Source organism: Devosia aquimaris (genome assembly GCF_020169335.1).
Lineage (GTDB): Bacteria > Pseudomonadota > Alphaproteobacteria > Rhizobiales > Devosiaceae > Devosia > Devosia aquimaris.
This window is the reverse complement of the sequence record NZ_JAIEZN010000001.1, coordinates 156,608-177,371: the sequence shown is the minus strand read 5'-3', so window position 1 is coordinate 177,371 and position 20,764 is coordinate 156,608. Positions and strand designations below refer to the sequence as shown.

Annotated in this window: 20 protein-coding genes; 5 read left to right on the top strand and 15 right to left on the bottom strand. The window is 64.1% G+C overall.

Annotated features, from left to right (window positions below; translation table 11 throughout):
* Positions 1-60 precede the first annotated feature (60 nt).
* From lspA to K1177_RS00830, 7 genes are all read right to left on the bottom strand, one after another.
* Entirely contained in the window at positions 61-630 is a 570-nt protein-coding gene (gene lspA / locus K1177_RS00860) for a signal peptidase II (RefSeq protein WP_224701320.1), read from the bottom strand.
* 155 nt (positions 631-785) lie between these two features.
* Complete coding sequence (ileS, locus tag K1177_RS00855) at positions 786-3,731, bottom strand: isoleucine--tRNA ligase (protein ID WP_224701318.1); 2,946 nt, start codon at positions 3,729-3,731, stop codon at positions 786-788.
* Between the two features lie 94 nt (positions 3,732-3,825).
* The gene (locus K1177_RS00850; RefSeq protein ID WP_224701316.1) at positions 3,826-4,800 is read right to left on the bottom strand and encodes a bifunctional riboflavin kinase/FAD synthetase; all 975 of its coding nucleotides are present in this window, start codon (positions 4,798-4,800) and stop codon (positions 3,826-3,828) included.
* 7 nt (positions 4,801-4,807) lie between these two features.
* Positions 4,808-5,674, bottom strand: coding sequence for a TIGR01459 family HAD-type hydrolase (locus K1177_RS00845; protein WP_224701314.1), 867 nt, complete (start codon positions 5,672-5,674; stop codon positions 4,808-4,810).
* 84 nt (positions 5,675-5,758) lie between these two features.
* The gene (locus K1177_RS00840) at positions 5,759-6,247 is read right to left on the bottom strand and encodes a shikimate kinase (protein WP_224701313.1); all 489 of its coding nucleotides are present in this window, start codon (positions 6,245-6,247) and stop codon (positions 5,759-5,761) included.
* A 6-nt stretch (positions 6,248-6,253) separates the two neighbouring features.
* Positions 6,254-7,507 carry an EAL domain-containing protein gene (locus K1177_RS00835; RefSeq protein ID WP_224701311.1) on the bottom strand — a complete coding sequence of 418 codons (1,254 nt, stop codon included), beginning with the start codon at positions 7,505-7,507 and terminating at the stop codon, positions 6,254-6,256.
* 112 nt (positions 7,508-7,619) lie between these two features.
* Entirely contained in the window at positions 7,620-8,798 is a 1,179-nt protein-coding gene (locus K1177_RS00830; RefSeq protein WP_224701309.1) for an ROK family transcriptional regulator, read from the bottom strand.
* 252 nt (positions 8,799-9,050) lie between these two features.
* Between K1177_RS00830 and K1177_RS00825 the strand changes: the two genes are divergently transcribed.
* Together K1177_RS00825 and K1177_RS00820 are read left to right on the top strand one after the other, a co-directional pair.
* On the top strand, positions 9,051-10,436 hold the full coding sequence (locus tag K1177_RS00825; protein WP_224701307.1) for a sigma-54 dependent transcriptional regulator: 1,386 nt from the start codon (positions 9,051-9,053) through the stop codon (positions 10,434-10,436).
* 71 nt (positions 10,437-10,507) lie between these two features.
* Positions 10,508-11,044 (top strand): dihydrofolate reductase family protein, encoded by a 537-nt coding sequence (locus K1177_RS00820; protein ID WP_224701305.1) that lies wholly within the window; start codon positions 10,508-10,510, stop codon positions 11,042-11,044.
* On the opposite strand, the gene K1177_RS00815 is transcribed toward K1177_RS00820, so the two are convergent.
* From K1177_RS00815 to K1177_RS00805, 3 genes are all read right to left on the bottom strand, one after another.
* The gene (locus K1177_RS00815) at positions 11,041-12,006 is read right to left on the bottom strand and encodes a DMT family transporter (RefSeq protein WP_224701303.1); all 966 of its coding nucleotides are present in this window, start codon (positions 12,004-12,006) and stop codon (positions 11,041-11,043) included. The genes K1177_RS00820 and K1177_RS00815 overlap by 4 nt on opposite strands.
* Positions 12,007-12,066: 60 nt before the next feature.
* A complete protein-coding gene (locus K1177_RS00810; protein WP_137151081.1) occupies positions 12,067-12,261 on the bottom strand; it encodes a hypothetical protein in 195 nt (64 codons plus the stop codon).
* Positions 12,262-12,378: 117 nt separating this feature from the next.
* Complete coding sequence (locus tag K1177_RS00805) at positions 12,379-12,741, bottom strand: DUF427 domain-containing protein (protein ID WP_224701301.1); 363 nt, start codon at positions 12,739-12,741, stop codon at positions 12,379-12,381.
* Between the two features lie 186 nt (positions 12,742-12,927).
* Here K1177_RS00805 and K1177_RS00800 point away from each other — a divergent pair, with 186 nt between their 5' ends.
* The 3 genes from K1177_RS00800 to K1177_RS00790 all read left to right on the top strand — a co-directional run bounded on the left by K1177_RS00800 (position 12,928) and on the right by K1177_RS00790 (position 15,392).
* Positions 12,928-13,218 (top strand): co-chaperone GroES, encoded by a 291-nt coding sequence (locus tag K1177_RS00800; RefSeq protein WP_224701299.1) that lies wholly within the window; start codon positions 12,928-12,930, stop codon positions 13,216-13,218.
* A 54-nt stretch (positions 13,219-13,272) separates the two neighbouring features.
* Positions 13,273-14,913, top strand: a complete 1,641-nt coding sequence (gene groL / locus K1177_RS00795) for a chaperonin GroEL (protein ID WP_224701297.1) — start codon at positions 13,273-13,275, stop codon at positions 14,911-14,913.
* Between the two features lie 242 nt (positions 14,914-15,155).
* Complete coding sequence (locus tag K1177_RS00790) at positions 15,156-15,392, top strand: BrnA antitoxin family protein (RefSeq protein ID WP_224701295.1); 237 nt, start codon at positions 15,156-15,158, stop codon at positions 15,390-15,392.
* Between the two features lie 9 nt (positions 15,393-15,401).
* Here the strand turns inward: K1177_RS00790 and K1177_RS00785 are convergent, their stop codons facing one another.
* The 5 genes from K1177_RS00785 to hisS form a co-directional block, all read right to left on the bottom strand.
* Complete coding sequence (locus K1177_RS00785; protein ID WP_224701293.1) at positions 15,402-16,151, bottom strand: TSUP family transporter; 750 nt, start codon at positions 16,149-16,151, stop codon at positions 15,402-15,404.
* A gap of 8 nt (positions 16,152-16,159) precedes the next feature.
* Positions 16,160-17,383: a glycosyltransferase family 2 protein gene (locus tag K1177_RS00780; RefSeq protein ID WP_224701291.1), complete on the bottom strand. Its 1,224-nt coding sequence runs from the start codon at positions 17,381-17,383 to the stop codon at positions 16,160-16,162.
* 63 nt (positions 17,384-17,446) lie between these two features.
* On the bottom strand, positions 17,447-18,160 hold the full coding sequence (gene hisG / locus K1177_RS00775) for an ATP phosphoribosyltransferase (RefSeq protein WP_224701289.1): 714 nt from the start codon (positions 18,158-18,160) through the stop codon (positions 17,447-17,449).
* Positions 18,157-19,221: an ATP phosphoribosyltransferase regulatory subunit gene (locus K1177_RS00770; RefSeq protein WP_224701287.1), complete on the bottom strand. Its 1,065-nt coding sequence runs from the start codon at positions 19,219-19,221 to the stop codon at positions 18,157-18,159. Before K1177_RS00770 ends, hisG begins: the two co-directional genes overlap by 4 nt.
* Complete coding sequence (gene hisS, locus K1177_RS00765; RefSeq protein ID WP_224701285.1) at positions 19,218-20,714, bottom strand: histidine--tRNA ligase; 1,497 nt, start codon at positions 20,712-20,714, stop codon at positions 19,218-19,220. The genes K1177_RS00770 and hisS overlap by 4 nt, the downstream gene beginning before the upstream one ends.
* Positions 20,715-20,764: the final 50 nt, after the last annotated feature.

Here is a 20,764-nt window from a genome sequence, read left to right as displayed (position 1 = left end):
GCGCTTATAACCCATTGTGGTCGGTAAGACCAGATTCTGGCTGCACCGTGTCAACCTGCCTCAATCGGCCGCTTTTCGCCGTCGCCCCAGGCCAATCATGTCGGCGATCAGCAGGATCACCCCCAGGGTAATGGCAACGTCGGCGATATTGAAGATGTAGAATGACCAGCTGCCCCAGTGCAGGTGGAAGAAGTCGGCCACCGCGCCATAGATCAGCCGGTCCAGCGCATTGGACAGGGCGCCGCCGATACACAGCGCCAGCCCCATGCGGATCAGCGCAGAGTCAGCGCGCACCCACCAGATGGCCAGTGCCACGATGGCCACCAGCATGATCACGCCCAGGCCCCACACCGGCATGCCGCCGAGCAGGCCATAGGAAATGCCGGTGTTCCACACCAGCACATAGTCAAAGAAGTCGGTGACCTTGACCACCTCGCCGCCGCGCCAGCCGGTCATGGCGAAGGGCACATAGCTGGTGAAGACCTCGACGCAGGGCGCGGCACCAATGGCGACACAGTCGCCAGCCACTTGGAAGCCCTTGTGCGCCCGGTCCAGGCCAAAGGCGAGAACGGCCGCCGTCAGCGAATAGTAGACCGACAGGTTGAACAGGGAATTGGTCTTGTCTGTCACCGAAAGCTCCGTTTGCGCCCCTCCCCCTTGAGGGGAGGGTTGGGGAGGGGGTCCCTCAGGTCATCACAAGACGACTCCTTCCCCAGCTTCGCCAGGCCCTTGGCCAAGCTGCGCTACCCTCCCGGGGGAGGGCGGGAGAGAGCCGCTGCCGGGTCCTACAGACCCGCTGCCGCGCGTTCGCGCAGCGCCTGGGCGTCGCGCAGCGTGACATCGGGATAGTCGGGATCGCTGCCCACTTCGGGCAGCACTTTCCACGAGCGGGCGCAGCGCTTGCCTTCGGCCAGCGTCGGGATGACGCTGACGCCGGGCACATCGTCCAGGCGGAAGCCGTCGGCCGGTCCCTCGCCCGCAACGATGGTCACGGCAGAGGTGATGGCGATCTCGGCCAGGTCCTGACCGTCGAGCGCCGCCGCCAGACCTGCGTCGGCGATGTGTACCGTCGGCGCCGCCTCGAGCGAGGAACCGATGCGCTTTTCGCGCCGTTCGATTTCGAGCGCCCCGGTGACCACGCGGCGCACCTGGCGGATCTTCTGCCATTTGGCGGCCAGGCCATCATTGAGCCAGTCTGCCGGCACCTCGGGGAAGAGGCGCAGATGCACCGAGGAAGTGGCCTCGGGATGCCGCTCCAGCCACACCTCTTCCATGGTGAACACCAGGATGGGGGCCAGCCAGGCCGTCAGGCAGTCGAACAGATGGTTGAGCACCGTCAGCGCCGACTTGCGGCGGACGGCGCTGATCGGGTCGCAATAGAGCGCATCCTTGCGGATGTCGAAATAGAAGGCGCTCAGCTCGATGTTCATGAAGTTGGTGAGCAGCGTCACCACCTTGCGGTAGTCGTATTCCTTGTAGGCGCCGCGCACCTGAGCATCGAGCTGGGCCAGGCGATGCAGGATCACCTGTTCGAGCTCGGGCATGTCCCTGGCGTCCACCACGTCGGTGGATTTGTAATGCGCCAGATTGCCCAGCAGCCAGCGCAGCGTGTTGCGCAGCTTGCGATAGCTGTCGACCGTGGTCTGGATGATTTCCTTGCCCAGGCGCAGGTCTTCCGAATAGTCGGACGAGGCCACCCAGAGGCGCAGGATGTCGGCGCCGTATTGCTTGATGATGTCCTGCGGGGCAACCGTATTGCCCAGCGACTTGCTCATCTTGCGGCCTTCGCCATCCATGGTGAAGCCATGCGTCAGCACGCTTTCATAGGGGGCGTGGCCATTGGTGGCGCAGCTTTCCAGCAGGCTCGAATGGAACCAGCCGCGGTGCTGGTCGCTGCCTTCGAGATACATCGAGGCCGGGAATTTCAGATGCGGCCACTTCTGCTTGTTGCGCAGCACATAGGCGTGGGTCGAGCCGGAGTCGAACCAGACGTCGAGCACGTCGGTCACCATCTCGTAGTCGTCGGCCTTGTAGCCATCGCCCAGGAACCGCTGGGCGGCCCCGTCCATGTACCAGGCGTCGGCGCCCTCTTCCTCGAAGGCCTGGGCGATGCGGTGATTGACCGTCTCGTCCTTGAGCACCTCGTTGGTGCCCTTGTTGACAAAGACCGTGATCGGCACGCCCCAGGCGCGCTGGCGGCTCAGCACCCAGTCGGGGCGGTCGGCGATCATCGCGCGCAGCCGGTTCTGCCCGGCCGCCGGGTAGAATTTGGTCGCGTCGATGGCCTTGAGCGCGCGGTGGCGCAGGGTATCGCCCGCTGCGCCCTCGATGTCGCGGTCCATATAGACGAACCACTGCGGCGTGTTGCGGAAGATCACCGGCTTCTTGGAGCGCCAGGAATGGGGATACTGGTGCTTGACGCGGCCACGGGCGACCATGGCATTGCGTTCGGCCAGCGCCGCGATCACGCGGTTATTGGCATCACCCTTCTTGCCATTGTCGTCGATGACGCGTGCACCTTCCAGACCCGGCGCGTCCTTGGTGTAGAAGCCGTCATCGCCCACCACATAGGGGATCTCGGACGAGATGCCCTTGTCGGCCAAGAGGCGGAACGAGTTCATCCAGATTTCAAAGTCGTCCAGGCCATGGCCGGGCGCGGTGTGCACAAACCCGGTGCCGGCATCGTCGGTGACGTGGTCGCCATCGAGCAGTGGCACTTCGAACTCGTAGCCGCCACCAAGGCCGCGCAACGGATGGTTGCAGGAGGTGATGTGCGCAGGGTCGACGTCGCCGATGCGCACGAAGGCCTCGACCTTGGCCTTGGCAAAGACTTCGGCAGCCAGCTTGTCGGCCAGGATGTATTTCTCGCCCTTGGCCGCCCAATTGCCCTCGGGCGCCTCGGCGACTTCATAGAGGCCGTAGGCGATCTTGGACGAGAAGGAGATGGCCCGGTTGGCCGGGATGGTCCAGGGCGTGGTGGTCCAGATGACCACCGAGGCGTTGAGGTCATGGAAGGCCTTGGACGTGATCTCGCCGCCGCCCGAGCGGACCGGGAATTTCACCCAGATCGTGTCGCTCTCATAATCGGCATATTCGATCTCGGCCTCGGCCAGCGCGGTGCGTTCGACCACGCTCCACATCACCGGCTTGCTGCCGCGATAGAGCTGGCCGGTCATGGCCACCTTCATCAGCTCGCGGGCGATCTGCGCCTCGGCGTCAAAGCTCATGGTGAGGTAGGGATTGTCCCATTCGCCCAGCACGCCCAGGCGCTTGAACTCTTCGCGCTGGGTATCCACCCACTGCTCGGCAAAGCTGCGGCATTCCTGGCGGAATTCCACCACCGGAACCTCGTTCTTGTCCTTGCCCTTGGCGCGGTATTGCTCCTCGATCTTCCACTCGATGGGCAGGCCGTGGCAGTCCCAGCCCGGCACATAGGCCGAGTTGTAGCCCAGCATCTGCATGGAGCGGCTGACCATGTCCTTGAGCGTCTTGTTCAGGGCGTGGCCGATATGGATATTGCCATTGGCGTAGGGCGGGCCGTCATGGATGGTGAACAGCGGACGGTCCTTGGCCTGCTCGCGCTGCATGGCATAGATGTCCATGTCTTCCCAGCGCTTGAGCCAGGCGGGCTCGCGGTCGGGGAGACCCGCGCGCATGGGAAAATTGGTCTCAGGCAGGAAGAGAGTGGCCGAATAGTCGGTTTCGGCGGCGCCGGTGGCGGTATCGGTCATGGGAACGGCAATCTTGTGGGAGTTTGGGCTGCCTTTTAGCAAGGCGCAGCCCTTGGGGCAAAGGATGAATTGGGACAGCGGGCGTCGGTGGCAATCAGCCGATGAAGCCCAGTTTGCTGTCAAGCGCGCCCAGGGGACGCGCGGTGGTAATCAGCTCGCGCGCCTTGCGGCTGTCGCGGTCCATCGCCGCGATGAGTTCATCAAGGCCGGAGAACACTTCCTGCCCGCGAATGAAGCCGATCAGCGCCACCGAAATGGTCTGTCCGTAGATGTCTTCGTCGAAATCGAACAGATGGGTTTCGAACGGCGGCTGCTGGTTGTTGAACATGGGCTTGCCATAGGCGGCGACGCCATCAAGCAGCCGGTCACCCAGCCGGGCGCGCACGGCATAGACGCCCTGGGCGAGCTGGAAATTGGGCTGGGTCATAGTATTGGCCGTCGGATAGCCCAGTTCGCGCCCGCGCTGGTCGCCCTTGACCACGCAGCCGTCGAAGAACCAGTGATAGCCGAGCAGGCGATTGGCGGCCGTCACCGCGCCTTCGGACAGCGCGGCGCGAATGCGCGAGGACGATATGACCTCGTGTCCCTCGTCCATCAGGTCCACCACCTCGACGGCAAAGCCATGCCGCTCCCCGGCCTCGCGCAGGAAGTTGGGCGTGCCGCGGCGCTGGCGGCCGAAATGGAAATCGGCGCCCACGGTCACCCCGCTGACGCCAAGCGCATCGAGCAGGAAACGGGCAACGAAATCCTCTGCCTCGATCTGGGAAAAATCCCGGTCGAACGGCAGGATAACAATGGCGTCCAGCCCCAGCGCTTCGGCCAGGCGCGCCTTGGCGTCGCCATGGGTCAGGCGAAACATGAAGGGCGCTGGCGCAAAGACGTCGCGCGGGTGCGGCTCGAAGGTCAGCAGCACGGCCGGGCGCCCGGCCGCGGCGGCGCGCGCCTTGAGGGCGCTCAGCACCGTCTGGTGCCCGCGATGGATGCCGTCGAAATTGCCGATGGCCACATAGGCGCCGCGCAGCGCGTCGGGCACGGCATCGAGATTGTTGAGGCGCAGAAAACTCGGCATCGCGTTCCTACCAGGATAGTCTGGGCAGGAAGCCGGCCATATGGGCGCGGCTGGGGGCGACCAGGTCGGCAATGGCCTGGGGATCGGGCTTGCCGAAGGCGTCGAGTTCGGCGGCATGGATCGAGCCGGTGACGAACAAGAGGTCGAGCCCGAACTGCGCCGCGCCAGTGGCGTCGGTGCGCACGCTGTCGCCGATCGCCAGCACGCGCGACTTGTCGAGACTGCGGCCGGCGGCCACCTCGGCCAGGCGGAACGCCTCTTCGTAGATCGGCTGATAGGGCTTGCCGGCCATCAGCACCATGCCACCCATGGCAGCATAGAGATCGCCCAGCGCGCCGCCGCAATAGATGATCTTGTCACCGTGCTCGACCACGCGGTCGGGGTTGGCGCAGATCATGGGCAGCTTGCGTGCCAGCCACTGCCGGGCGCGCTCGCGATACATCTCGGGCGTGTCGTCATCGGTGTCGAGGTCGGTCACCACCACCGCATCGGCCTTGTCAGCACTGGTGCGGGTGACGTTGAGGCCCTCATAGAGCGCATCGTCCTCGGTAGGCGGGCCGACATGATGGATGCCGCGGCCGCTGTATTTGGCGATCATCACGCGGGTCGCATCGCCCGAGGAGACAATGGCGTCATAGGCCTCGCGGGTCACGCCCAGCCGATCGAGCATCTCGATCAGCGGCGCCGAGGGGCGCGGGGCATTGGTGATGAACACCACCCTGCCCCCGGCCTTGCGATAATTGACCAGGGCCTCCACCGCGCTGGGAAAGGCCGCCACGCCATTGTGCACCACGCCCCAGACGTCGCTCAGCACCGCATCGTAGCGGCCGGCAAGATCGGCTAGGCCGGAGATCGAAGGCAGGGAGCTGGTCATCGCGACTTCCGATGCGAACAGGATGCAGTTCTATGTGGCAGCTTGCCCTTGAGGATCAAGCATAAACCGACGGGCGGATGGCTATCATGCGCGCAGTGGCAGTTGCAAATCCCGGGCAATGGCGCGGGCGGTTGCCTCCGGGCCCTGCATGTCGGTTACCACAAGTGCGCTGAACGGCCGGCTGGCATAGCCCTCGGCATACATCTCCCGGGCGCGGGCAATTTCGTCGGGCGACAATTGCCGACCGCCGCGATCGGCGAAGGCGACATCAGCCGGCGGGTTGAGCGTGACAACGCGCAGCTGTGCGCCCACGCTTTCCGCCTTGTCCCGCAAACGCCGGTAATCCTCGTCGCGCAGCGGCACCGCGACAAAAAGTGCGACACCTTCTGCGGCGATTATGTGGGACTCGATGTGAGCCATTGAGGCGCTTATGCGCACAGCAAGTGGCGCATCATCGGGGGCGTCGTGATCATCGCCATCGACAAAGCTGGCATCGGCCACCAGTCGCGCCAAAGCGCGACCCGTCGTGCTCTTGCCGGCATTGATCGGCCCATTGAGGACGATAATCTGCATGGAAAATCAAGCGTCTGCGCGGCGCAGCGGGGTCACGGCGGCGCGTTGCCGCTCGACCATCAGGTCGGGCCGCACCGGGCCGGGCGCGGCAATATGGGGCCCCTGCACCAGCGCAATGCCGTCCTCGAGCAGTTCGACGATCTGGCGCTCGCTGGTGATCCCCGTCGCCATGAGCGCCACCTCGAACCTATTGAGATAATTGGCAATATCGGAGGCGTGGAAATCGGTGAAGGCTTCGGGCTCGTCGATGAATCGGGCCGCATCAATGCGCAGCGACCGCACATTCTGCGCCGCCATCTCGGCCACATCGACGCGTAAGGTCTTGACATTGCTTATGGAAAATCCGGCGCCCTTCTTGGCCACGGCATCGACCACGGCGCGCTCGGCCGTGCTCAGGCTCTGCCAGTCGGCCTGGCTGATGGCAAAGATCAACCCCGGCGCAAACGCCCGGTTGGCCTCCATGGAAGCAATCAACTGGTCGGCCGAAACGGTATCGGACAAGGTCGCGCGCGACAGTGGTACATAGAGCTTGACCGGCTGGCCATTGGCGCTAGCACGGCGCGATATGGTAACCGCTTCGACAAGGCCCACACCATCGATCATGCGCAGCACGTCTTCGCCGCCGCGCCGTGGCAAAAAGTCAGCGCGATCAGCCATTTCGCCGTCCTGCAGCATCAGGCGTGGCACCAGGTCATAGCCCTGTGGCCGGCGCTGCGGCAGCGTCACAATCGGCTGGACGTGAAAGATCAGCCGGTCTTCAGCCAGTGCCTGCCGCAAGGTTTGCAAGGGGATGACGGGCTCTGGCTCACGCGAAGCGGTGTCCGCGCGCGGCGCCGGGGCAGCGGTTGGCGCGGCGATCATGCGATCGCGCGGCTCGGGCTTGGGCCTGGCAACCCGATCCTCCATCTCCGCCACCGCCTCGGCCACCTGGCGAATGACGGTGCCCAGCACGGAGATATCAGCCTCCACACCCTCAAGCCGGCTGCCGGCGTTGATGTCGGCCATGGCATTGATGCGTTGGCCCAGCACAGCACCGGCCTGGGCGTCGGTCGCGAGCAGCCGTGACAGGTCTTCGATGGCCTTTTCCAGGCGGTTTTCGGCGCGCTGGCGCAGTTTGCGCTCCATCAGCACGATGCTCACGCAGCCGAAGACGATGGCCACGAGGATGGCCTCGGCGGGCGTAAAGGTCAGCCCGAAATAGGCGGTGGCGCCGGCGCCGGCAGCCGCCAGGGCAATTAACGTGTAGACCAATGCCTGCACGGACAAACCTCAGGCCCCTTGTTCAATGCCGGGATTCGGCATCCCCTCTTAGCATTGCCGGGCACAGGGCAAAAGGCGAGCGCTGCTGTCTTCCAAGCCTAATTGCGCACCGTCAGGTGGCCATCAGGTTCCAGGCACGCGAGAAAAAGCGATCAAACAGCAAGAGTTGCGCCGCGCCAACGCTGGCACCAACGCTACCCACCCTGCCCTTGACCGCCGGTGGCGGCCGCTGGGTGATGGTGGGGAGTTGCTGCAGATGATGGTTCACGCGTTCCAGCAGGCGGTCCGCGATGGCGTCTGGCAAGGGACCATCGATGACGGCAGCCTCAATATCGATGACGGCACTGACGCTCATGATGCCACGGGCGAGGGCCTGGCCGGCGCAGTTGGTCCAGGGCTCGACCACGGGCTCAAGCGCAGCCCAGTCCCAGTCTGCCGGGGCACCAGAGGGCTTGGGGAGCCCGGCTTTCTCTGCAGCCCGCATGAAGGAGCCGAGCGACGCGAGGTAGTGCACGAAGCTGGGTGCAACCAGGCCATCGCAGATCATGATGGCGCCCAGCTCGGCCGGGCGGCAGCCGCCCTCGCCAAAGCCTCCATCGAGCACAAGGCCGCCACCGACCGCTATGCCGATCTGGAAATGGGCAAAGCTGCGCATGCGCGGATGTGGCTGGGCGATAAGCTCTGCCCAGGTTGCGGCGTGGCCGTCATTATACCATTCGACCGGCAGGCCGGTTGCTGCCTGCAGCCGCGACTTGAGCTCGAGCCTGTCCCAGGCCTGGGGCGGCTGGTCGGTGACGCCGGCAGGCTGCAGGTTCTTCTCGATTGATGTCGGCGAGGACAGGCCGATACCGACAAGATGCTCGCGCTGCTCATTGGTCAGCGATTCGCGCAGGCGCGCGACTTCGGCGGCAACCTGCTGCAGCAGCGCATCGGCATCGGGTTGGTCAAAATATTGGCGCGTCGGTCGGACGGAAACGCCGGCCATGTCCACAAGCACCACTTCGAAGTGCCGCCAGCCGATTTCTACACCGATGCAGAAGGCACCATTGGGATTGATGAACAGCGGTGTGGCGGGCTGGCCGCGGCGGCCGCGCAGAACCTGGCCGCGCAGAATCAGCCCGCGCTCTTCCAGTTCGGAAACAATTCGGGAGGTCGTCTGAGCGCCCAGGCCCGACAGGCGTGCCACATCGGCATTGGAACTGCCCGGTCCAATGGCGATCAGGCCAAGCACGGTCCGCTCGTTGGCAAGTCGGACACCCGACTGCGCCACGCCACGAACCATGACCTGCATTCTCTCATTCGCGGATTTTTTTTGCATGGGCAACAACTTAACCGAGCTTGGCGGAGGCTAGCAAGAGAGACATCAAAAATACGTTACGTGAGGTGTTGAACGGAAAATTTACCCTGTTGCCCAACAATCGCAACCGACCAGACCTGACGACGGAAGTCGCTCAAGGGACCGGATTTTGTGACCAGACTAGTACGAGGGCCGGGCCGTATGGCGATGCAAGACCAGAGCAATGGCGCCCCGGGTGGACAGCTGATGCTGATCGATCAAGATCAGAATCATGCCCGTTCTGTGGCAGATGCGCTCTCGCAAAGCCTGGACCGATTGACGCAAGTCTGCATCGTAAGCAGCGGTCGCGCCGCTGCAGACCTGCTGCGCGATTCCAGCTTTGACATCATCCTGGCCGATCTTGGCAGTCTGCGCGACCTGGCCGACCATAGCGACGACGCAATGGCGCGGCTAGTGCGCCTGGCAAGCGGCGCGCTTGTGGTCGCGGTCGCGAACGGCACCTCGGTCACGGCCGCGGTCGGGGCGATGCGTGCAGGTGCACATGACTATGTCGCCAAGCCCATCAATGGACAGGCCATGGCCGCGCGGATCAGCGAGCTGGCCCTGCGTCATGGCAAGGGTCGTTCGCTGGGTATCGAATGCCGCGATGGCGCTGCCATCAGCGACTTCGCCGGCTTTATCGGCGCGTCGAGCGCCATGCAGTTCGTCTATGAACAGATCGGACGGATCGCTGCTTCTTCGGCGCCGGTGTTCATTACCGGAGAAAGCGGCACCGGCAAGGAAGTCTGTGCAGAGGCACTGCACAACAAGGGTCACCGCGCCGGCAAGCGTCTGGTCGCCATCAATTGTGCGGCTATCCCGCGCGATCTTATGGAAAGCGAATTGTTCGGCGTGGCGCGCGGCGCCTTCACCGGAGCGCATGAAGACCGCAAGGGCGCAGCCGAACTGGCTGACGGCGGCACGCTTTTTCTCGACGAGATCGGCGAGATGGATCTGTCGCTGCAATCGAAGCTGCTGCGCTTCCTGCAGACCGGCATGCTCAGCCGGGTCGGCGAGGCCGGCGTGCGCCGCGTCGATGTTCGGGTGATCTGCGCCACAAATCGCAATCCGATGCAGTTGATCGCGGAAAAGAAGTTCCGCGAGGACCTGTTCTACCGGCTGCATGTCCTGCCCATTCACCTGCCGCCGCTGCGGCAGCGTCCCACTGACATCATGCCCTTGGCGCGCCACTTCCTGGCGCACTTCGCCAGTGAGGAGCACAAGCGCTTCTCGGGTTTTGCGCCAGAGGTGTCGGCGCTGCTGACAGCCGCCGAGTGGCCGGGCAATGTGCGCCAGCTCCAGAACCTGGTGCGACGCCTGGTGGTGATGTTCGACGGCGGTGAGATCAGGGCCGACATGCTGGCCAAGGCCGATATAGAGGCCAAGGACAACCTGCGCATTGCCGAACCGGAGGCCAAGGCCAGTCGCCGACCGGCTATTCTGCCGATGTGGCAGCAGGAGCAGCGCATCATCGAGGATGCCATCGCCTGCTTTGGCGGCAATGTGTCACTTGCCGCCGCTGCGCTCGAGATCAGCCCGTCGACGATCTATCGCAAGCGCCAGAGCTGGGCCGACATGGCCGTGGCCGGATAGTATCCACGCTGCTGACAAAGCCTGACAGGACACTGCGTTAGCTGCAACCGCATCAACAGCGGGAGCACACTATGACGACCGGCCATATCTTCATCGGCATCAGTCTGGACGGGTTTATTGCCCGGCGGAACCACGACATCGGCTGGTTGACGGAATATCCAACACTAGGCGAGGACCACGGCTTCAATGCCCATATGGACCGGGTTGATGCCGTGGTGATGGGGCGCGGCACCTTCGAGGTGATCAAGGATATGCAGCCCTGGTATTATGCCAAGCCAGTGGTCGTGCTGAGCCACTCGCTCCGCCAGAGCGCGCTGGCAGAGGACATCGCCGACAAAGTGGAAATCCTCGAAGCTAGCCCGCAGGCGGCGATGGACATGTTTGCGGCGCGTGGCTGGAGCCGGGTCTATGTCGATGGAGGCCAGGTGATCCAGTCTTTTCTTCGCGCAGGGCTGATCTCGGACATGGTGATCAGCCGCATTCCCGTGCTGATCGGCGACGGCATCCCGCTGTTTGGCGCGCTGGATGCCGACATGGTGCTCGATCACGTCGAGACCAGATCGTTTCCCTCGGGCATGGTGCAGTCAGTCTATAGGGTGAAGTCTTAGGGCGTGTTGGCTTCGCGCGCCTTGGCGCGGTCCAGTCCGAGATAGTGCTCGCGCAGGATGACGGCGATGCCCGAGGCGACGATGATGGTGGCGCCCGCAATCATCGCAAGGGTCGGGACTTCGGCAAACACCACCATGCCGATGATGATCGTCAGCAGCAGCGAGACATATTCGAACGGCGCGATCACCGACATGTCCGCGTAGCGGTAGCACGAGGTCAGCAGGAGCTGGCCGACGCCGCCGGCAAAGCCGGCGCCGATCAAAAGGGCCGCCTGCTGTGGCGTGGGCATGACCCAGCCGAAGGGAATGGTGAACAGCGACAGCACCGTGGCGCAAATGAAGAAATAGATGACAATCGCCTCGGTCCGCTCGGTCTGCACCAGCTTGCGCACCTGCATCATGGCGAAGGCGGAAAATATGGCAGCGCCCAGCGACGCCGCAGCGCCCGTGGCTTCATCCGCACCCATGGCTGCGCCACTGGAGAACAGCGTCAATCGCGGCCAGAGGATGATCAGCACACCCAGGAGCCCGATCAGCACCGCGGTCCAGCGAAAGACATGCACCTGCTCCTTGAGCAGCACGGCACTGAATACAACGATCAACAGTGGAGAGGCGTAGCCGATGGCGGTGGTTTCGGGCAGCGGCAGCCGGGTCAGAGCAAAGAACCCCAGACCCATGGATGTGACGCCTATGAAGGCCCGGAGCACATGTCCAAGCGGGCGGCTGGTGTAGAGCGCGCTGCGCAGTTGGCGGCGCCAGGCGAGATAGGCCACGACCGGCAAAATGGCAAAGAAGCAGCGGAAAAAAACCAGTTCCCCGGCCGGGATGGTCTGGGTCGCCTTGAGCATGGAGGCCATGACGACGAAGGCGCAGACCGACAGCACCTTGAGCGTGATGCCACGCAGGGGACCGCCGGCCAGTGAAGCCAAGCGATCAGGGGCAACGGGCGCGGGGCGGGTCAAGGTCAACTCGTCGCTGGGATCGAGGCAGGAGCAGGCGCGCCGTGGTGGCGCGCCGGCCGATTAGCGGCTGGCAGACTGTTCCAGCTTTTCCTTGGCGATACGCGCGGTGGCGAACGCCTTGTGCTCGGGGCCAACGGCGCTGCCGGTCTTGACGACCTTGCCGGTGGAATCGTGGATTTCCCAGTGCCAGTTGGCATTGGGGCCGCTGCCGCCCTTGAGGCGCAGCTTGATCTGAAGTGTGTTTTCCTGGGTCATGTCTGCCTTATGGCTCAGCTTTGGCCGGTGCGAAAGAGGCCGCGCAAAAAAAGCGCGGCGCAACCGCGACGCTCCTGGGCAAGGCGGAGCGCCGCAGCGATACCGTTGGAAGGGCCGCTAGACGGCGGAGTAGCGGATTTCGATCCGGTCGCCCCAGAAGGCCAGCATATCGCGGATCGGCTCCACCAGCGGACAGGGGTCGGGATAATACCAGACCTGGTCAACGCCGGTGGCGGTGAGCGTCTTGATGGTGCAGTAGGAGGCCTCGCCCTTGTAGGGGCAGGTTGTGCGCGTCTCGGTTTCTTCGAGGATGCCGGGCTGGATATCGTCGCGCGGAAAATAGACGCGGCGCGGGCAACCGGGCTCATCGAGATGGAGGGCGTTGGTGGAACTGCCGATCTCGGCGTCGTCAAATATGACGTGAACGCGGCCTTCCACGGGGGTGATCTTGATATCCTTGTCCAGACATTGGCGTGTCATGTGATCCTGCCATGGGTTGATGAAAGAGGCAGGCTAGCCCCTTGCTGTGCACAAACTGAGGCCGCCCGATCTTGACTCGCTGACAGGCCGGTCCTATATGCCCGTCAGCTTGTTAGCACTCTCCATGAGCGAGTGCTAACAAGCTCCGAAATTGCATCAAACCCTGCTGCCACCAAGGAGCATATCATGGGCTTCCGTCCTCTGCACGACCGCGTGGTCGTCCGCCGTCTCGACAGCGAAGAAAAGACCAAGGGTGGGATCATCATCCCCGACACCGCCAAGGAAAAGCCCTCCGAGGGCGTCATTGTTTCGGTTGGCCCCGGCGCCCGTGACGAAAACGGCAAGATCAATGCCCTGGACGTCAAGGCCGGCGACCGCGTGCTGTTCGGCAAGTGGAGCGGCACCGAGGTCAAGCTGAACGGCGAAGACCTGCTGATCATGAAGGAAAGCGACATCATGGGCATCGTCGAAGGCTAATCGCCTGTCATCGATCTCCATATTCGTTTCAACCCGACCTAAGGAGCGCCTACAATGGCTGCTAAAGAAGTAAAGTTCTCCACCGACGCCCGTGACAAGATGCTGCGTGGCGTCAACATCCTGGCCAATGCGGTCAAGGTGACGCTGGGCCCCAAGGGCCGCAATGTCGTGATCGAGAAGTCGTTCGGTGCCCCGCGCATCACCAAGGACGGCGTGTCGGTTGCCAAGGAAATCGAACTGGAAGACAAGTTCGAAAACCTCGGCGCCCAGCTGCTCCGCTCGGTTGCGTCCAAGACCAATGACGTCGCCGGTGACGGCACCACCACTGCTACCGTTCTGGGCCAGGCCATTGTTGTTGAAGGCGTGAAGGCTGTTGCCGCCGGCTTCAACCCGATGGATCTCAAGCGCGGCATCGACATGGCTGTCGAAGAAGTCGTGGCTTCGCTCAAGGGCTCGTCCAAGAAGATCACCTCGTCGTCCGAAGTTGCCCAGGTCGGCACCATCTCGGCCAATGGCGAGAAGGAAATCGGCGACATGATCGCCGAGGCCATGCAGAAGGTCGGCAACGAGGGTGTCATCACCGTCGAAGAAGCCAAGACCGCTGAGACCGAGCTCGATGTCGTTGAAGGCATGCAGTTCGACCGTGGCTACCTCAGCCCCTATTTCGTCACCAATGCCGAGAAGATGACCGCCGTCCTCGAGGACCCGGTGATCCTGCTGCACGAAAAGAAGCTCAGCAATCTGCAGGCCATCCTGCCGATCCTGGAATCGGTTGTGCAGTCGCAGCGCCCGCTGCTGATCATTGCCGAAGACATCGAAGGTGAGGCTCTCGCGACCCTCGTCGTCAACCGTCTGCGTGGCGGCCTCAAGGTTGCTGCCGTCAAGGCTCCGGGCTTCGGCGACCGCCGCAAGGCCATGCTGGAAGACATCGCCATCCTGACCGGTGGCCAGGTGATCTCCGAAGACCTCGGCATCAAGCTGGAAAACGTGACCCTGGACATGCTGGGCACCGCCAAGCGCGTCGAGATCACCAAGGAAACCACCACCATCGTTGATGGTGCCGGTGCTGCCGACGACATCCAGGGCCGCGTTGGCCAGATCAAGGCGCAGATCGAGGAAACCACCTCGGACTACGACAAGGAAAAGCTGCAGGAACGTCTGGCCAAGCTGGCTGGCGGCGTTGCCGTGATCCGCGTCGGCGGTTCGACCGAAGTGGAAGTCAAGGAGCGCAAGGATCGCGTCGACGACGCTCTGAACGCGACCCGTGCTGCCGTTGAAGAAGGCATCGTCCCCGGCGGCGGCGTGGCTCTGCTGCGCGCTTCCAATGCCCTCAAGGTCAAGGGTGCCAATGCCGATCAGGAAGCTGGCATTGCCATCGTCCGTCGCGCTCTGCAGGAGCCGGTGCGTTGCATCGCCAACAACGCCGGTGCCGAAGGCTCCGTCGTGGTCGGCAAGATCCTCGAGAACAGCTCGCCCACGTTCGGCTACAATGCCGCAACCGGCGAATATGGTGACCTGGTTGCCCTGGGCGTGATCGACCCCGTCAAGGTCGTCCGTCATGCGCTGCAGGACGCCGCTTCGGTTGCCTCGCTGCTGATCACCACCGAAGCCCTGATCGTTGAAGCCCCCAAGAAGGACGCAGCTCCGGCAATGCCCGGCGGCGGCATGGGCGGCATGGGCGGCATGGACTTCTAAGAAGTCCAAACGCCCAAAGCGTAAAGTGCTCGGACCGGTCAAGCCGGTCCGAGTGGCGGCATGGACTTCTAGGAAGTCGAAACGCCAAATCAGTTCTGGAGTTCGTTTCTTCCCAGTCACGGACTTCACAAGAAAGGCGCGGTGGCAACACCGCGCCTTTTTGCTTGGTGGTGGCGTCTGGAAATGATGGGCCAAGGTGCCGGGCCGTTGTAGCGTCAGGTGCAGCAACCAGGGCCGATTCGATGAAACCCACCCGACGCAGCGGCAGCGCCCTTGATCAGGCCGAGGCCGCGTTCAAGGCCGTGACCACCAAGCCGGTCGCGGCGCCCGCAACCGAACGCAAGCACCCTGAAGGCAAGGAAATGGTGACGTTGCGGCTCGACCGCGCCGTTCTGGAGCATTTCCAGGACGATGGTCCGGGCTGGCAGGATCGCATCAATGCAGCGCTGCGCAGTGCTGCGGGACTGGACGAGGCCTGACCTCTGCCCTTAGCGCGTCAACAGGATGCGCAAAGCCAGGGCAATGGAGACCACGACCACAAGTGGCCGAATGACCTTGGCGCCAAAGCGGATGCCGGTGCGTGCGCCGAGATAGCCCCCGGCCACCTGCCCCGCCGCCATGGCGAGGCCAGCGGGCCAAACCACGTCGCCGGCAAGGATGAAGATGCTCAGCGCCGCCAGGTTGGAAACCAGGTTCAGGACCTTGGTGTTGCCCGAGGCGCGCGTGAGGCCGAGCCCGAACAGGGTGACAAAGCCAATGGCGAAGAAAGAGCCCGTGCCGGGGCCGAACACGCCATCGTAGAAGCCGAGACAAAAGCCCATCACGGGGACGAAGACGGGAAAGCTCAGGCGCGCTGTGCGATCGACATCAGACAGATTGGGCGCAAACAGGAAGTAGAGCGCGATCCCGATCAGCGCTGCGGGGACGGCGATGTCGAGAAGACTGACGTCGAGCTGCTTGACCACCAGGGCGCCGCTGAGGCTGCCAGCGAACGTGAGCAACATGGCCGGCAGCAGGGCGCGGATCGACACCAGTCCACGGCGCCAGAAGGTCAGCGCCGCCATGGCGGTGCCAATGGAGCCCTGCAGCTTGTTGGTGGCCAGTGCCGCGACCGGGGACAGACCGGCAGAGAGCAGCGCGGGCAGCGCGATCATGCCGCCGCCGCCCGCAATCGCGTCGACAAACCCGGCCAGCATGCCGACGCCGGCCAGGGCCAGCAGAACAAGGGGATCAAGCATGATGGCGGTCAGGTCCTGTCGGTGCTGCGGCGACGCTGCAGATGATCGTCCGGTGCGGCCATGTCGGCCAGGCGCCGTTCGTAGATGGGAATGTTGATCATCGACGACATGAAGCCGCTCATCATCAACTGGAAGCCGCAGACGAGCGAGGTGGTGGCGAGGATCACCGGTCGCATGGTCCGGCTGGGATTGAGCGGGCCATAGTCGCGCGCCGCCCATTCCGAGAGGCCCCAGACCAGCGCCGCCAGCCCCACCACCATGAGCACGACGGCAACAAGCAGGATGCGCTCCAATGTCAGGCTCTCCAGCAACCGGTCATAATTGCCGGAGCGGGGGATGAAGCCATAGCGCGAGGCAAAGCGCCGGCCGATGATGGCAAAGGCAATCGACTGCAGCCCGACGATGACGCAGAGCGCGGCCACCAGAAAGGTGTGAATGTCCAGCGTGATGGTCCCCAGCCGCGCCGGCCCGGGCAGGAGAATGCCGCCCACCACCAGGCCGATGCACAGCAAGGCCGCGCCCGGATAGAGAAACAACCAGCGCGGCGAGAACAGCAGCAGAAAGCGCAGATGGCGCCAGCCATCGCGGAACGAACGCAGATGCGGTGGGCGCGACCGCCCGTCCTTGGCTAGCGTCGTGGGCACCTCACGGATGTCGAGCTGGGCGAGCGTGGCCTTGACCACCATCTCGGACGCGAATTCCATCCCCATGGTCCGCAACTTGAGGCCCTGCACGGCAGCACGCGAGAAGCCGCGCAGGCCGCAGTGGAAGTCTCTGACATCGGTGCGGAACAGCAGGCGGCCGACGAAGCTGAGCACGGGATTGCCGATATAGCGGTGGTGCCAGGGCATGGCGCCGGGGGCAATGCCGCCGGCGAAGCGATTGCCCATCACCAGGTCGGCGCCATCGCGCAGTTCGGCAACAAAGGCGTCCAGGCGCGAAAAATCATAGCTGTCATCGGCATCGCCCATGATGACATAGTGTCCGCGGGCAGATGCAATGCCGGCAGCGAGGGCGGCGCCATAGCCCCGTTCTTCAACGGCAATGACGCGCGCGCCGTGCGCCTCGGCAATGGCCTGCGAGCCGTCGGTGGAGCCATTGTCGGCAATCAGCACTTCGCCGGCAATGCCCGTGCGGGTCAAAAAACCCTGCGCCTTGCCAATGCAGACAGCCAGGGTTTCGGCCTCGTTCAGGCACGGCATCAAAATGGTCAGCTCGACAGCGTCGGCCATATGGTCCCCCGGCCTGCCCCCGATTTGTGCCGTGAATCGGGAGGGCTGACAATGTGTTCGTGCCTAGCGTGCTGCGGAGAGCCCCAAGCGTGTCAGGAAGCTTTCCATCAGCGCCGCTTTTTCCGCGGACCAATCGGGCTTGCGCGCGGCAAACAGGCAGGCCTGGCTCTTGAGCATCACACCATCTTCCAGCACGCGCAGGCCATTGGCAGCCAGCGTCGAACCCGTGGTGGTGATGTCGACCACGATGTCGGCAACGCCTGAGGCCGGGGCTGCCTCGGTAGCCCCCAGGCTTTCCACCGTGCGGTACTCGGCAATGCCGGCAGCGGCGAAATGCTGGCGGGTGATGGTGATGTATTTGGTGGCGATGCGCATCCAGCGGCCATGGCGGCTGCGGAAGTCCGACGCCACGTCGGCCAGATCATGCATGTGCGTCACGTCGATCCAGGCTTCCGGCACGGCAACCACCACATCGGCACCGCCAAAACCGAGCGGCTTGAGCGTTTGGACGGCGGCAGGCCCGGTTTCGCTGGTCTCGTGGATCAGATCAAGGCCGGTCACGCCCAGGTCGATGGCGCCGCGGATTAGTTCGCGGGCAATCTCGGAGGCGGGAAAGAAGCGCACAGTCACGTCGGGAACGCCGTCGATGGCGCCAAGATAGGAGCGCGCGCCGCCGGGGCGGGTGATGGTCAGGCCATTTTCGGCAAACCACTCGCGCGTCAGTTCTTCGAGCCGCCCCTTGGAGGGCACGGCAAGGGTCAGGCTGGGGGTGCTCATGCGCGAACCTCGGCTTCCAGACGATCGACCCACACCGAGCAACCCGAGGCGGCGATGGGCGCTGTGGCGCCCAGGCGCTCGAGCAGGCGATCATACTGGCCACCGGACGCCAGCACGTCGCCGCCCGCGCCGGTCATTTCAAAAACGATGCCGGTATAATAGTCGAGGCGCGGCGAGAAACTGGCGTCGAAGACGACAGGGCTTTCGCCCAAGGCATTGAGATGACGGCGGATGGCGCGAATGGGCGCGCCCAGCATCAGCCGGTGCTGTTCGGCCAGTGCTTCGATGCGCGTCAGGGCCTGCAGCGCCGGGCCGGAAATGGAGAGGTAGCTGCGCAGCAACGCCAGGGTCTCGGCCGGAACATGGGCCGCGTCGAGCGCCTGTTGTTCCAGGTAGCGGTCAACGATCTCGGCCGGCCCCCTGCCCTCGTTGAGGCTGAGCCCCGTGGCAACCATTTGCGCGGTCACATCTTCCAGCAGCGCTTCGCGGTCTGGCTGGGCCTCGCGCGGCAGGTCGGGCGCGGCTTCAAGACGGGCCAGCAGCCGCTGCAGGGCCTCGGTGTGGCCGAAGCGATTGCGAATGCGTGGGCGCCAGGCGTCGGGCATGTCGGCCTGCACCAGCAGCGCTTCGAACAGGCCAACACCACCCAGGCGCACCTGCGGGGTGATGCCGTAGATCGAGATCGCAGCGCGGGCAAAAGTCAGCACCTGGTCCAGCGCAACATCGCCATCGGGCTGTGCCAGCAATTCGATACCGGCCTGGTCGAACTCGGCGGCGCCAGTCTCGCGCTGGCGGAAAATCGGCCCGAGATAGGAGAAGGCCGCGGGGCGACCGACGCCATCGGCGATGTAGGCCTGGACGATCGGCAGGGTGAAGTCCGGGCGCAGGCAGTGTTCGGCGCCGGTGGAATCGGTGGTCAGCAGCAGGCGACGGCCGAACTCCTCGCCGGCAAGGTCGAAATAGGCATCCGCGGAGAGCAGCAGCGGCGGCGCAGCACGCGTTGCGCCCTGGGCTTCCACCAGGGATTCCAGATTGACCCGACGGAGCGCGGCGCCGCTCATTGCTGGCTCAGCAGGGTCTGGATGGCGGAGACGAGTTCGTCGCGCTTGATCTCGAACTGGCCGGGGCGCGCCGCTTTCCATTCGGCATTGTCGGCAATTTCCGCAGCGGCCTGCTTGCCGGCAATCAGATCCTTGATCTGCAGGATGCCCTGTTCGCGCTCCTGGCTGCCTTCGATGACCACCGCAGGCGCATTGCGCTTGTCGGCATAGGCCACCTGCTTGCCAAAATTCTTGGTATTGCCCAGGAACATTTCGGCACGGATGCCGGCATTGCGCAGCTCGCTGACCATGGCCTGGTAACGGGCGGTCTGGTCCTTGTCCATCACCAGCACGACCACGGGGCCAACCGGCTCGCTGGCCTTGAGATTGCCGGTGAGCTTGAGGGCATTGGCGAGACGCGAGACGCCAATGGAAAAGCCGGTGGCGGGCACCGGTTCGCGGCGGAAGCGCGACACCAGGCCATCATAACGGCCACCGCCGCCCACCGAGCCGAACACCACGTCCTGACCCTTTTCGTTCTGCACCTTGAAGGTCAGTTCGATCTCGAACACCGGGCCGGTGTAATATTCGAGGCCACGCACCACGGACGGATCGAGCAGCACGCGATCAGAGAACCCGCCGGCCGAGACAAGGCCGAAAATGGAGGCCAGCTCCTGCACGCCCTGCAACCCGGCTTCCGAGCCGCCGATCAGGCCCGCCAGCGCGTTGATGGTCGACACAACATGGGCATTGCTGCCGCGTTCGACGCCAGCTGCGGGAATGCCGCTCTCGACATAGGCGATGATGGAGTCGATCTGGTCGGAGGAGAGGCCGGCGCCCTTGGTAAAGTCGCCGCTCTCGTCCTTGCGGCCGGCGCCGAGCAGCAGCTTGACGCCTTCAGGGCCGAACTTGTCGAGCTTGTCGATGGCGCGCAGCACGGTCAGCTTCTGCTCGTCGGAGCTGACGCCGGCGGTGGCCAGCACGCCGTCGAGCACCTTGCGGTTGTTGACGCGCACCACATACTGGCCCTTGAGGCCCAGCGCATCCATCACGTCGGCCATCATCATGCACATTTCGGCATCGGCCTCGGGGCCGGCGGCGCCGACCGTGTCGGCATCGAACTGCATGAACTGGCGGAAGCGGCCCGGACCGGGCTTTTCATTGCGGAACACATAGCCCTGGCGATAGGAGCGATAGGGCTTGGGCAGGGTCTCGAAATTCTCGGCGAAGTAGCGGGCCAGCGGCGCTGTCAGATCGTAGCGCAGGCTCATCCATTGCTCGTCGTCATCCTGCAGCGAGAAGACACCGGCATTGGGCCGGTCGGTATCAGGCAGGAACTTGCCCAGTGTCTCGGTAAGCTCGAGCAGCGGGGTTTCAACCGGATCGAAGCCATAGCGCTCATAGACCTGCCTTATGGTGTCGATCATGGCGCCCACCGCCGCGATCTCGCCGGGCGTGCGGTCTTCAAAACCGCGCGGCAAACGCGGGGCGATCAGCTTGGTCTTTTCGGTCATTTGGCAGTTCCTGGACGTCGGGCCGTTCCTAGACGATTGGCCCGGAGTAA